Annotated in this window: 11 protein-coding genes; 5 read left to right on the forward strand and 6 right to left on the reverse strand. The window is 46.3% G+C overall.

The window, feature by feature from the left end; translation table 11 throughout:
• Window positions 1–56 precede the first annotated feature (56 nt).
• From gcvP to BW716_RS02935, 5 genes are all read left to right on the forward strand, one after another.
• A complete protein-coding gene (gene gcvP / locus BW716_RS02915; protein WP_083720819.1) occupies window positions 57–2,927 on the forward strand; it encodes an aminomethyl-transferring glycine dehydrogenase in 2,871 nt (956 codons plus the stop codon).
• A gap of 185 nt (window positions 2,928–3,112) precedes the next feature.
• Window positions 3,113–3,631 carry a hypothetical protein gene (locus BW716_RS02920; protein ID WP_083720774.1) on the forward strand — a complete coding sequence of 173 codons (519 nt, stop codon included), beginning with the start codon at window positions 3,113–3,115 and terminating at the stop codon, window positions 3,629–3,631.
• A 130-nt stretch (window positions 3,632–3,761) separates the two neighbouring features.
• Window positions 3,762–4,115, forward strand: coding sequence for an MmcQ/YjbR family DNA-binding protein (locus BW716_RS02925; protein WP_083720776.1), 354 nt, complete (start codon window positions 3,762–3,764; stop codon window positions 4,113–4,115).
• Between the two features lie 5 nt (window positions 4,116–4,120).
• A complete protein-coding gene (locus BW716_RS02930) occupies window positions 4,121–6,013 on the forward strand; it encodes a CocE/NonD family hydrolase (RefSeq protein ID WP_083720821.1) in 1,893 nt (630 codons plus the stop codon).
• Between the two features lie 67 nt (window positions 6,014–6,080).
• A complete protein-coding gene (locus BW716_RS02935) occupies window positions 6,081–6,797 on the forward strand; it encodes an FKBP-type peptidyl-prolyl cis-trans isomerase (protein ID WP_083720778.1) in 717 nt (238 codons plus the stop codon).
• 43 nt (window positions 6,798–6,840) lie between these two features.
• Here the strand turns inward: BW716_RS02935 and BW716_RS02940 are convergent, their stop codons facing one another.
• The 6 genes from BW716_RS02940 to BW716_RS02965 all read right to left on the reverse strand — a co-directional run.
• Complete coding sequence (locus BW716_RS02940; RefSeq protein ID WP_083720780.1) at window positions 6,841–7,836, reverse strand: chorismate synthase; 996 nt, start codon at window positions 7,834–7,836, stop codon at window positions 6,841–6,843.
• Between the two features lie 26 nt (window positions 7,837–7,862).
• Window positions 7,863–9,152 (reverse strand): 3-phosphoshikimate 1-carboxyvinyltransferase, encoded by a 1,290-nt coding sequence (aroA, locus tag BW716_RS02945; protein WP_083720783.1) that lies wholly within the window; start codon window positions 9,150–9,152, stop codon window positions 7,863–7,865.
• A gap of 16 nt (window positions 9,153–9,168) precedes the next feature.
• The gene (gene aroB, locus BW716_RS02950) at window positions 9,169–10,194 is read right to left on the reverse strand and encodes a 3-dehydroquinate synthase (RefSeq protein ID WP_083720786.1); all 1,026 of its coding nucleotides are present in this window, start codon (window positions 10,192–10,194) and stop codon (window positions 9,169–9,171) included.
• 40 nt (window positions 10,195–10,234) lie between these two features.
• Entirely contained in the window at window positions 10,235–11,332 is a 1,098-nt protein-coding gene (locus BW716_RS02955) for a chorismate mutase (RefSeq protein WP_072359902.1), read from the reverse strand.
• A 110-nt stretch (window positions 11,333–11,442) separates the two neighbouring features.
• The gene (locus BW716_RS02960; protein WP_083720788.1) at window positions 11,443–12,285 is read right to left on the reverse strand and encodes a prephenate dehydrogenase; all 843 of its coding nucleotides are present in this window, start codon (window positions 12,283–12,285) and stop codon (window positions 11,443–11,445) included.
• Between the two features lie 12 nt (window positions 12,286–12,297).
• Window positions 12,298–13,499: pyridoxal phosphate-dependent aminotransferase (locus BW716_RS02965; RefSeq protein WP_235643430.1), on the reverse strand; the 1,202-nt coding region annotated here is incomplete at its 5' end.

Raw genomic sequence — 13,499 nt, forward strand, 5'->3', positions numbered from 1 at the left:
TTGCTAAAAAACAAAATACCTTTGCACATTCTTATTATCATACCTGCTTTCACATCATGAATCTTTTTGATATACAACAAAATGAGTTCCTAGGTCGCCACATTGGGCCTAACGAAACAGAGACCAACCACATGCTGGAGACCATCGGTGTATCTTCGCTGGAAGTATTAATCAGCAAGACCGTACCTGGCGCGATCCGCATGAACCACCCGCTTGCAGTACCTGCGGCAATGAGTGAAAGTGATTACCTCCGTCATCTCAAAGAAGTATCACTCAGGAACGAAGTATTCCGTACCTATATCGGTCAGGGATATTACGATACCATCACACCAAGTGTGATCCTGCGCAATATCTTCGAGAATCCAGGATGGTATACACAGTACACTCCTTATCAGGCGGAGATCTCCCAGGGTCGTCTGGAAAGCTTACTGAACTACCAGACTATGGTCAGCGACCTCACAGGTCTGCCTATCGCCAATGCATCCCTGCTGGATGAGGCGACAGCTGCTGCCGAAGCCATGAGCATGTTCTTCAGCGCACTGAACAAAGACCATGACAACCTGGCTCGTCCTAAATTCTTCGTGGACGAAAATGTGTTCGCACAAACCAAAGATGTAATTATCACCCGTGCTACTCCGCTGAACATCGAAGTAGTAACCGGCGACTATAAAACTGCTGCTATCGATGAATCCTTCTTTGGTGCATTGGTACAGTATCCTAACAGCGTAGGTGCTGTGGAAGATTACCAGGGCTTTGTACAGAAAGTACATGCTGCTGGTGCTTACGTAGCAATGGCCACCGATCTGCTGGCACTGACCCTCCTCACCTCTCCTGGTGAACTGGGTGCAGATGCAGCATTGGGTTCTGCACAGCGCTTTGGTGTACCATTAGGTTTTGGTGGTCCACACGCTGCTTTCTTTGCAGTAAAAGATGAGTTCAAACGCGCCATCCCAGGCCGTATCATCGGTGTGAGCGTAGATGCTCAGGGTAACCGCGCACTCCGTATGGCACTGCAAACCCGCGAGCAACACATCAAACGTGAAAAAGCAACTTCAAACATCTGTACCGCACAGGCATTGCTGGCTAACATGGCTGCTATGTACGCCGTTTACCACGGTCCTGCCGGTCTGAAAAATATCGCTACCCGCGTAGCTATCCTGGCCAATGCCCTGGGTGCTGCCCTGCAGGCAAAAGGATATACACTTGCTGCTTACAATTACTTTGATACCCTCGAAGTAACTGTAAAAGCAGTTACTGATATCAAAGCGAAAGCTGAAGGTGCAGGTATCAACTTCTTCTATCCGGGTGCTGACAAAGTGATCATCTCCCTCGATGAAACCACTACCATCCAGGATGTGAACGATATCCTCGCTATCTTCAATGCAGGCAACCTGTCTGCAGACACAAACAGTCTGACTGCAACTGCTGTACCTGCAGAACTGGTACGTACTTCTGACTTCCTTACCAATCCTGTATTTAACAGTCATCACAGCGAATCACAGATGATGCGTTATATCAAGATGCTGGAAAATAAAGACCTTTCTCTCAACACTTCCATGATCTCTCTGGGTAGCTGTACCATGAAGCTGAATGCAGCGACAGAGATGATTCCTTTGAGTTGGTCTCATTGGAGCAGGATGCACCCATTTGCACCAAAATCGCAGACAGGTGGTTACCAGCAAATCGTAGATGAACTGGGCGAATACCTCTGCAAGATCACTGCTTTTGATGCCTGCAGTCTGCAGCCAAACAGTGGTGCACAGGGTGAATACGCTGGTTTACTCGTGATCCGGAAATATCATGAAAGCAGAAATGAAGGACATCGTAATGTAATGCTGATCCCTATCTCCGCTCACGGCACCAACCCTGCATCAGCAGTAATGGCCGGCTTTAAAGTGGTAGTAGTGAAAGCACTGGAAAACGGGTACATCGATGTAACTGACCTGAAAGCAAAAGCAGCACAGTATGCTGATAGCCTGGCAGGTATCATGATCACATACCCATCTACTTACGGTATCTATGAAGAAAGCGTAAAAGACATCTGCAACACCGTACACGAATTTGGTGGTCAGGTATATATGGATGGCGCCAACATGAACGCACAGGTAGGCTTAACTGCTCCTGGCCTGATCGGTGCTGACGTTTGTCACCTGAACCTTCACAAGACATTTGCAATTCCTCACGGTGGTGGTGGTCCTGGCATGGGCCCGATCTGCGTAGCTAAACACCTCGCTCCTTACCTGCCTGGTCACGTAAACCTGACTGACAAGAAAACTGCAAACGCAGTATCTGCAGCACCATATGGCTCTGCAAGCATCCTCCTCATCTCTTATGCATACATCCGCCTGCTGGGTGCAGAAGGCCTGAAGAAAGCATCTGAAAATGCGATTCTGAATGCTAACTACATGAAAGCACGCCTGGAAAAATCATACGAAATCCTTTATAGCGGTAGCAACGGTACCTGTGCACACGAGTTCATCGTAGACCTCCGTCCATTCAAAGCAACTGCTGGTGTAGAAGCGGAAGATGTGGCAAAACGCCTGATGGACTACGGTTTCCACGCACCAACCATGAGCTTCCCTGTTCCGGGTACGATCATGATTGAACCTACTGAGAGTGAAGACAAAGCTGAACTGGATCGCTTCTGCGATGCACTGCTGGCGATCCGTGCAGAAATCAGCGCTGTAGAAACAGGCAAAGCTGACAAAGCAAACAACGCATTGAAGCATGCGCCTCATACCCAGTTCGTTATCACTGCCGAAGAGTGGAACCGTCCTTATGGCCGCCAACAGGCAGCTTACCCGCTGGAATATGTGAAACTCAATAAGTTCTGGCCTTCTGTAAGCCGCGTAAACAATACACATGGCGACAGAAACCTGATCTGTACCTGCGAGCCTGTAAGCGCTTACGCAGAAGCAGAAGCTTAAGAAAAAATTAACTTATACGCAAACGGCTAAAAGCATTCGCTTTTAGCCGTTTTTTTATTTACAAATGACAAAAAACTAACATTTTTTTATTCACACGCATACTAAAAGTACAATCCGATCGTATTAATACTAACTTATATTTAGAAAAATTTTACATATATTAGAAATAAGAAAAACCCTTATCTATGCAGGATTACTCTTTTATGACCATCGAGGAGATCTTTCTCCTACAGGATGCGTTGAAAAAGAACAAAAGGCAAATCATTAAGTTCTTGTTGATTGGCCTCACTTTAGTGCTCATCGCAGCATACGTACCACAATTTTTTCTCAAAAGAAGGTATTCCGACGAAGAAATAGATGCCACCATGTTCAGTTACAGAAATACCTGGTTTTGGGTATGGTTGCTCTCTTTCGTACTCGTACTTGTCTTTGCGCTGATAAAGGTGACTGATGTCCGGTACTTTACAATCAAGAAAGACCTGACCCTCCTTCAGAAAGGACAGATCAAGGTACCACTGGAACATGTATATCAGGGTAACAATGATATGCAGACCAGCTTTATTGTAAAACAGGAAGGTATAAGAAAGAGAAAAAGACTCTTTTACTGGATGCGCGGCCGGCTCGACGATTATAAATCAGGACAGGAAGTAGAGATAGTATACGGTCGTTATTCCCGCATCATTCTCAACATCAGCAAAGCCTGATCATTCATAAAAAAATAACCATATCAACTGCAGGTAGCTATTTATTTTTTACAATACACAACCGGGGCAACAGGTATACTGTCTGCCCCGGTTTTTTTATACCTTTGGACGCACTTAGATTCAATGCCTTATGAATATTGAACAGTTTCGTGATTTTTGCCTCGCCCTGCCGGGTGTCACAGAAGAGTTTCCCTTTGGTGAAGAAACACTTGTATACAAGGTGATGGGAAAAATGTTTACACTCACCAGCCTCGATAGTTTCGAAAGCATCAATCTCAAATGTGATCCTGAAATTGCGATAGAGCTGCGCGAACGCTATGATGGTGTCTCACCGGGATACCATATGAACAAGAAACACTGGAATACAGTAGATGTACACGCCGGTATTTCTGATAAGCTGATCTATCAGTGGATCAGGGATTCATATGAACTCGTAGTGGAATCATTACCCAGGAAGACAAAAGAAGAATTGAAAAATAAATAATGCTTATGAAACGGATCTTATGGCTGTTTGTGGTGATTATCGCCTTTAACTCAAAGGTAAAAGCCATCGATGCAGACTCCTTGTGGATGTACGAACATTACACTAAAAAAGAAGTATATATCCCTATGCGGGATGGTGTAAAACTGTTTACATCCATTTATATACCTAAAGACAATGCAGAGAAGCATCCTTTTCTGATGACACGTACTCCCTACTCCTGCTCTCCTTATGGAGATAAAGAGTTCAGACCTTTCTATGCAAGGTATACCAACACATACCTGCACGAAGGCTATATCATGGTCATACAGGATGTACGTGGCCGTTGGATGAGTGAAGGTACCTTCATGGATGTTCGTCCTTATAATCCGGCTAAAAAGGGCAAAAATGAGATAGATGAAGCAAGTGATACTTACGACACCATCGACTGGCTGGTGAAGAACATTGCCAACAACAATGGCAAAGTAGGTGTATTCGGCACCTCTTACCCCGGCTTCTACAGCACCATGGCTGCATTGAGCGGTCATCCGGCACTGAAGGCAGTAAGTCCGCAGGCACCGGTTACCGACTGGTATCATGGTGATGACTTCCACCACAACGGTGCATTCTTCATTTCAGATGCCTTCTCTTTTTATACCAGTTTCGGTCAGCCAAGGCCTAAGCCAACTACCGTAGGCCCTGCTGGTTTTAAATACTTCACTACTGACGATAACTACGAGTTCTACCTCAAAACCGGTGCGCTGTCTAACTTCTCTAAATTGATGGGAGACAGCATTGCATTCTGGAATGACCTCATGAACCATGGCGACTACGACGCATGGTGGAAAGCCAGGGATGTAAGACAATACCTGAAAGGCATACAGCCAGCTGTACTGACAGTAGGTGGTGTCTTCGATGCAGAAGATTGCTTCGGTGCATGGAATACTTATAAGGCCATCGAGAAACTGAGTCCTGATGCCAACAATCGTATCGTAATGGGTCCATGGTATCATGGTCAGTGGGGCAGCAATGATGGTACACATTTAGGCAATGTTCATTTCGACAGCAATACATCTGAATACTACCAGGATAATATCGAAGTGCCCTTCTTCAACTATTACCTGAAAGGTAAAGGTGCATCACCTGATATCGCAGAAGCAACCGTGTTCTTCACCGGCGAAAACCAATGGCGCAAGTTCCAGCAATGGCCTCCTGCCAATGTACAGGCACAATCCATCTACATGCAGGCCAATGGCAAACTGGATTTCTCCAAACCACTGGGTGGCAACAGCTTCTCTGAATACGTAAGCGATCCTGCTAAACCAGTGCCTTACACACAGGATGTACATTTCGATCGTACCATCAATTACATGACAGATGATCAGCGTTTTGCTGAACGCCGTCCGGATGTAGCTACTTTTTCGACAGATGTATTGACAGAAGATATTACACTGGCGGGGCCGCTCACAGCCAAACTGGTAGTAAGTACCAGTGGTACAGATGCTGACTTCATCGTAAAGCTGATCGATGTGTTCCCTTATGATTTCAAATATGAAGACAAGGCTCGCAGCGAACACCACAGAGTACCTTCATCTACCTATCCAATGGGCGGTTACGAAATGCTGGTAAGAGGCGAAATCATGAGAGGTAAATACAGAGAGAGCTTTGAGAAACCAGTTCCTTTCACACCAGATGCACCTGCCAATATAGATTTCTCCCTGCCGGATGTAGCACATACATTTAAAAAAGGGCACAAGATCATGGTACAGGTACAGAGCAGCTGGTTCCCGCTGGTAGATCGTAACCCACAGGTATTTACCGATATCTACCATGCTACAGACAAGGATTTTAAGAAGGCAACCATCCGTATTTATCATGATGCAGGACATCCATCCGCTATAGAATTGCCGGTGTTGAAATAAAATTTAACTTGCGGGCGTTCAGATATATAAATTTCGTAAGTCCATTACCATTGATAACTACTATTTTATGATTAAAAAAGCCCTACTATTGGGAGCACTCGGCGTCATATCCCTGAATGGATTTGCGCAGAAAAGATCTAAAAAGAACAAAGACAAGGAGCAAACTGTTGTTCCTGTAGCACCATTATTGCAGACTAAGATCGACACCGTAAGCTATGGCATTGGTCAGGATATCGGCAATACCCTCAAGACACAAGGATTGGATAGCCTGAACCTGAATGTGCTGAGACACGCGATCGAGGATGCACTGAAGGATACAACGTTAGTAGCAAAAGAAATAGCAAATATGAGTATCAGTAATTATCTCCAACAGATAAAAGCGGAAAAGATGCAAAAGAACAAAGAAGCAGGTGAAAAATTCCTGGCAGAGAATAAGACTAAACCAGGGGTGGTAGCACTGCCTAGTGGTTTACAATACCAAATTCTGAAAGAAGGTAATGGTCCAAAACCTACCGCTGCAGATAAGGTAAAGACACATTATCATGGTACCCTGATCGACGGGACCGTGTTTGATAGTTCTGTAGAGAGAGGTCAGCCTATCTCCTTCCCGGTGGGTGGAGTCATTAAGGGTTGGACTGAGGCGCTGCAGTTGATGCCTGTAGGTTCAAAATGGAGGTTGTTTATACCTGCTGATCTGGCTTATGGTGAACGTCAGGCAGGGCCGAAGATCGGACCAAATAGCGCACTGATTTTTGATGTTGAATTATTAGACATCGAGAAGTAATAAAAAAGGGGAATTACGATTGTAATTCCCCTTTTTTATTAAGTTATTTCCACACTCTGGGGCTCCGCTGCTCCACCATCATCAAATCCGCCAGCGCCATTGCCGCCACTGCTTCCAACACCACCGGTACCCTCAGCGCTATACACAGATCATGTCTTCCCTTCACACTAAAAGCCTCTACCTGTCCACTCTTAATATTCAACGTATGCTGCTCCTTAGGCGTGCTTGAAGTAGGTTTCACCGCCACACGGAATACCAAAGGATTCCCGTTAGTAATACCCCCTACTACACCACCCGCATTATTCGTCGCAGTCTTACCACTAGCATCCAGTATCGCATCATTATGCTCTATCCCTTTCATCTTTGCTGCAGCAAAACCAGCACCGAATTCAATGCCTTTGATTGCCGGAATAGCAAACACCGCATGGGCAATACAAGACTCTACTGAGTCAAAAAAAGGCTCTCCCAATCCAATTGGCAGCCCTTCTACCACGCATTCTACGATACCACCCACAGAATCTTTTGCAGCAATCGCCGCTTCCAGTCCCTGCGCTGCATCAGGCAATCCCGCCACCTCTTTCAAAGTTGCGGTTACCTTAATGCTTTCACCCAATATCTTCTTGGCAATTACGCCAGCAGCTACCAGGTTCAGTGTAAGCCTGCCGCTAAAGTGTCCGCCACCACGGTAATCTTCAAAGCCACCATACTTATGTGTAGCTACAAAATCCGCATGACCGGGGCGTGGAAACTCACGCAGCTTCTCATAGTCAGTACTACGCGTATTGTTGTTCTCAAACAAAATTGTAATCGGCGCACCAGTTGTATGGTCATTGAAAACGCCTGATTTGATGTAAGGCAGATCATCTTCCTTACGCGGTGTGGTGCCTTTGGCGCCCGCCTTGCGCCTGTCCAGGTCTGGCAGGAAATCTTCCTGCTTCAGCGGAATACCTGCCGGTACACCGTCAATATTCACGCCTACACTAGCGCCATGCGACTCTCCAAAAACATTTACCCGGAATAATCTACCGAAACTGTTCATTAGTATGCTGATTTATCAATGTCGTGTTAATGTACCTGACTGTTGGCTCCTTCCTGTTTTACCACACCGCCTAACTTCTGCAAATGTTCGTAAAATTCAGGATAAGATTTGTTAATCGCCTCCGCATCTTCAATCACTACCGGACCACTCGCTGTCAGTGCAGCTACTGCACATGCCATGGCAATCCTGTGATCATTGTGAGAGCGAACAGTACCACCAGTAATACCTGTACCACCATGCACCAGCATTTCATCGCCATGCAGGTCAATACTTATACCCAGTTTACCAAATTCTTCCTGTAAGGTTTTACCACGGTCACTTTCCTTGTGTGCCAGTCTGCTCACACCCAGTATTTTCGTAGTGCCTACGCAATTTGCTGCCAGCGCTACCAGTGGAGGGAACAGATCCGGACAATCAGTCGCATCGAAATCAAACGCTTTTAATTGTTGCTTTTCCACATTCACAGTGAATACACCTGACATCAGACCTGCACCTGCTTTTTCCAGTGCTTCCAGTATCGCTTTATCAGATTGTGCAGATTGTGTATTGAGGTGGTGTACCTCTGCTTTGCCTGCTACCGCAGCAGCCACCAGCAGGAACGCAGCTCCGCTCCAATCTCCTTCTACAGTATATTCGCCGGCTTTGTATGCCTGTTTCTTACCAAATGAGAAACGCTCAAAGTTCTCCTCTTTCACCTGTACTCCAAACTGCTCCATGAGCTGCAGGGTAAGGGCGATATAAGGTTTACTCTTCAGGTCTTTCACTGTGATCGTCACATCTTCTGCAACAGCACCAAAAGCCATTAATAAGCCTGTTAAGAACTGTGAACTGAGTGAACCATCGATCGTAATATTCTGCGCCTGTAATGGACCCTGAATATGCAAAGGCAGCTTGCCCTCACGGCTGCTGATCTTTACACCCACCTGTGGTAAAACTTCTTCGAAGAAGTTCATAGGACGGGTGGTCAGACTACCATGCCCATTGATGGTGATAGGCAGTGCAGACAAAGAAGCGATCGGTGTAAACATGCGGATACCAAGGCCGGATTCTCCACAATTGATTTCGTTATCTACAGACTGTACCGGGTGAATACCATTGCTGGTAATCCCGATATAATCTTCCTGACGATTGATAGTTGCTCCCAGTTTGCTGGCTACATCCAGTGCTGCGAGGCAGTCATTGCTCAAACCCGGATTCCGGATAATGCTTTTACCATTGCTCAGCAACGCTGCGGCTACTGCCCTTTGCATAGCGCTTTTGGAAGGATTGGCAGTTACGGTGCCATGAATGCTGCCGGGTAATATTGTTACTTGCATGTGTGTGTTTGGTTGTTTATAGCTCCTCCAGCAACTGCTTCAGCGTTGCCAGCGGTACAGCCTTTGTATGCGCGCTACCTAATTGTTCCAGCAGCACAAAATTGATCGCATCCTTTTCCCTTTTCTTATCCAGCTTGAAGATGTTGTACATTTCTTCTTTGTTCGAAGTCAGGGTCACCGGCAACTGGTAATCATTGATCAGCCTGATCAACCGGTTTGTTTGTTCCACCTGCAAAGTAGATAGCTTCTCTGAGATTTTGGCTGCTGCCACCATCCCGATTGCCACCGCTTTACCATGGGCGATGTTCTCAATTTTTTCTACTGCATGCCCCAGCGTGTGGCCAAAGTTGAGCCAGCGACGAGACGCCTGCTCAAATTCATCCTCCAGTACTACCTTGGTCTTCAGCTCTACAGAGCGTTCTACCAGGTATTCCAGAACGGCTACATCCTTTTGCATGGCCTTATCCCGGTTTTCTTCCAGGTAAGTGAACATACCGGCATCCATGATGCAGGCATATTTGATGATCTCCGCAAAACCATTATGCCATTCTTCGTCAGGCATGGTCAGTGGCAGTGATAAGTCAAACAGGATAAACTCCGGTTGCCGGATGGTGCCCAGCATATTCTTATGTTTACCATGGTTGATACCGTTCTTACCACCGATAGATGCATCTACCTGTGCGAGCAGCGTGGTAGGTACGAAACCTACCGGCATACCGCGCATATATATGCTGGCGGCATAACCGGTTAAATCTGTGGTCATGCCACCGCCTATACCTACGAGCATAGTCTTGCGGTCAGCTTCCAGCTCTATGAGCCCATCAATGATCTGTTCGAGTACTTCCTCACTTTTATTCTCTTCTCCATCCGGAATCACCAGCTTCCTCCAACCCTGCAATTTCATTCCGTGGAGTTTATCCACATTTTCATCCACAACCAGTACGGTACGGGATGGATCTGCATAATTGCCCAGCTGGTGGAGGCTTTCTCCCAGGTAATATTTGGTAGCACTGTGCTGGAACTGGTAAGATAATGTTCTCATATAATGATGTATGGTTGTGCCTGATTACTCAGGACGCCACTTATTTGCCTTCGTTCATTACTCTGTTCTGCCTGTTGATTGATTCCAGGTGAACTGCATCAAAGTATTTCAGGATGAAATCCTTTGTCAGACCCAGTTTGTCACCCTTAGCGATACCACGCTCCAGGATTTCATTCCAGCGGTTTGTCTGCAGGATGGTCACGTTGTTCTCTTTCTTGTAGAGACCAATCTTCTCAGCAATCTTCATACGATTGCCCAGCAGCAGCAGAATTTCATCATCGATCTGGTTGATCTGACCACGCAGTTTATCCAGTGCAGAGTTGAATTCTTTTACATCGGTACGTTCATGGCGCCACTTGATACCATCCAAAATTTCTGCCAGTCTTTCAGGAGTTACCTGTTGTTTCGCATCGCTCCATGCTTTGTCCGGATCAATGTGTGATTCCAGCATCAGACCATCGTAATCCAGGTCGATTGCTTCCTGACCGATTTCCTGCAGTATGTCACGACGACCACCAATGTGGCTAGGATCGCACACGATAGGCAGTTCTGGCATACGACGCTTCATCTCGATTGGCAGGTGCCACATCGGTGCATTACGGTATTCAGTATTGCCATAGCTGGAGAAACCACGGTGGATCAGACCAATCTTGGTGATGCCGGAGTTACGCACACGCTCTACTGCACCTACCCACAGTTCCAGGTCCGGGTTGATTGGGTTCTTGATCAATACAGTTGTATCCACACCTTTCAGCGCATCAGCTACTTCCTGTACAGAGAATGGGTTTACTGTGGTACGTGCACCAATCCACAGGATATCTACATCATGTGCCAGGGCTTCTTCCACCTGCTGACGGGTAGCTACTTCCACAGCTACTGGTAAACCGGTCAGGGCTTTTGCTTTCTGTAACCATGGCAGGCCCTGTACACCGATACCTTCGAAGGAACCTGGGCGGGTACGTGGTTTCCAGATACCAGCACGCAGTACATCTACTTTACCTGTCTTAGCCAGGCGCTGTGCGGTTTCAAGTACCTGCTCTTCAGTTTCAGCACTGCAAGGGCCGGAGATGATCAACGGCTTCTTATCTGAGCCCGGATCAGAGAATTTAGTGTTGGAGAGGATGTCTGCTAATACCATCGTTGTAGTTTTTTAGTCCACAGACTATAGTCGATAGTCCATAGTGTTTGATTTGATTATTTGGTTTGTTGCTATGAGCCATCGACTATAGCCCACGAACGATTGATTACTTATTTTAAGATCTTTCTGATCTTATTTGATTTCTGGATCAGTTTATAAAAAGCATCATAATCTTCATTTTCCAGCAGGTCCTTCATCTGTTGCAGCTGGTGGATATGTTCATCCAGTACATCCAGCACATTATGACGGTTATGCTTAAAGATCGGTACCCACATATCAGGAGAGCTCTTAGCCAGACGTACGGTAGATTCAAAACCACCACTTGCCAGTTCAAAGATGCGTCCGTGCTCTTTTTCCTTTTGCAGTACGGTCAGTGCCAGTGCAAAGGAGGTGATATGAGAGATGTGCGATACGTAGGCTGTATGCAGGTCATGCTCTTCTGCATTCATATATACGAGGCGCATCTGCAGTTTGTCTACCATATCCTCAACAATTTCCACGGCGTCTTCATCACTGTTTTTCACATCGCACAGCACCATGGTCTTGTTGGTGAAGAGGTTCGGTATAGCAGCTTCGGGGCCGGAATACTCCGTGCCGGCCATCGGGTGAGCAGCTACAAAGCGCCCTCTGTGGGGATGACCGGCAACGAGTGCTAATATTTTTTCTTTTGTAGAACCCACATCCATGATCACCTGTTGTGGTCCCACATTATCCAGAATAGAAGGTAATACTTTCAGCAAACCGTCTACAGGTATCGCAAGTATGACCACTGTTGAACGCTGCATGGCTGCTTCCAGGGTAGCACCTTCATCGATGATACCAAGCTCCTGCGCCTTTTTAAGATTATCTTCGTTGTGGTCCACACCGATGATGTGGGTGGCGCCCCCCTTTGTTCTCAGGCTGATGGCCAGAGATCCACCGATTAAACCAGTACCAACTATCGTTACGATCATAACTTTGTCTGTTTATTTAATTGCCCTGATCCTTTGCAACACTTCGTCAAATACTTTCTCATCTTTACACAGGCTCACTCTTATATATCCATTACCGTTACTGCCGAAGATACCACCCGGTGTGATAAATACCTGCGCTTTCTGCAGAATTTCGTCCGTTACTGTAAATCCGTCTTTCGCAGTAGCTGGTATCTTAGCCCATACGAACATACCTACCTGGTCACGATCAAAAGTACAGTTCAGCAATTCCAGCAGTTCAAATACTTTCTGACGGCGGCCGGTATAGATCTCATTTAGTGCTGCATACCATTCAGGCCCCAGTTCCAGTGCTTTTACAGCAGCCATTTGCAATGGCTGGAACATACCGGAATCCATATTACTTTTGAAACGCAGTACCTCGTTGATCCACTCCTGTTTACCCACCAGCATACCCACGCGCCATCCGGCCATGTTAGATGATTTGCTGAGGGAGTTCAGTTCCAGTACCACATCCTTCGCACCTGGTGTTTGCAACAAGCTTTGTGGCTGTGCATTCAGGATAAAGCTGTAAGGGTTGTCGTGGCAGATGAGGATATTATGATCGTTGGCAAATTTGATCAGCTTTTCTGCAAAGGTAGTGTTGAAACGGGAACCGGTTGGCATATGCGGATAGTTTACCCACATCAGTTTCACCTTGCTCAGATCAGTTTTAGCCAGTGCATCGAGATCAGGCAACCATCCGTTTTTTTCTTCCAGGTCATAGTCTCTTACGGTAGCACCACTCAGGTTCACAGCGGAACGGTAGGTAGGGTAACCCGGGTTGGGTACCAGGGCCTCATCACCTTCCTGCAGGTAGGTCATGCAAATGTGCATAATACCTTCTTTGGAACCGATCAGTGGCAGTACTTCTTTCTCAGGGTCAAGGGTCACACTGTAGTAGCGCTGATACCAGCTGGCCATTGCCTGGCGCAAAGCAGGGATTCCTTTGTACCCTTGATAGGCATGCGTATCGGGGCGATGAGCATTTTCAGTCAATGCCTCGATCACAGAAGGATGCGGTGGCAGATCAGGACTACCAATACCAAGATTGATCACTTTGGCACCAGCCCTGTTCATTTCATCTATTTCTCTCAGTTTTTTGGAGAAGTAGTATTCTTCTGTTTGTTGCAGCCGTTTTGCTACCTGTAAGTTCATATCGTATGATTGAAAAATAGGATGAAGTTGTTTAGTCTTTT

This window comes from [Flexibacter] sp. ATCC 35208, assembly GCF_001975825.1.
Classification (GTDB): Bacteria; Bacteroidota; Bacteroidia; order Chitinophagales; family Chitinophagaceae; genus Chitinophaga.

Bases quoted from the DNA above. Each gene is read 5' to 3' on its own strand.
- aroA (WP_083720783.1), bottom strand. From the start codon at position 9,152: ATGCAAGTAACAATATTACCCGGCAGCATTCATGGCACCGTAACTGCC.
- BW716_RS02955 (WP_072359902.1), bottom strand. From the start codon at position 11,332: ATGGTATTAGCAGACATCCTCTCCAACACTAAATTCTCTGATCCGGGC.
- BW716_RS02935 (WP_083720778.1), top strand. From the start codon at position 6,081: ATGATTAAAAAAGCCCTACTATTGGGAGCACTCGGCGTCATATCCCTG.
- BW716_RS02960 (WP_083720788.1), bottom strand. From the start codon at position 12,285: ATGATCGTAACGATAGTTGGTACTGGTTTAATCGGTGGATCTCTGGCC.
- gcvP (WP_083720819.1), top strand. From the start codon at position 57: ATGAATCTTTTTGATATACAACAAAATGAGTTCCTAGGTCGCCACATT.
- aroB (WP_083720786.1), bottom strand. From the start codon at position 10,194: ATGAGAACATTATCTTACCAGTTCCAGCACAGTGCTACCAAATATTAC.
- BW716_RS02930 (WP_083720821.1), top strand. From the start codon at position 4,121: ATGAAACGGATCTTATGGCTGTTTGTGGTGATTATCGCCTTTAACTCA.
- BW716_RS02940 (WP_083720780.1), bottom strand. From the start codon at position 7,836: ATGAACAGTTTCGGTAGATTATTCCGGGTAAATGTTTTTGGAGAGTCG.
- BW716_RS02920 (WP_083720774.1), top strand. From the start codon at position 3,113: ATGCAGGATTACTCTTTTATGACCATCGAGGAGATCTTTCTCCTACAG.
- BW716_RS02925 (WP_083720776.1), top strand. From the start codon at position 3,762: ATGAATATTGAACAGTTTCGTGATTTTTGCCTCGCCCTGCCGGGTGTC.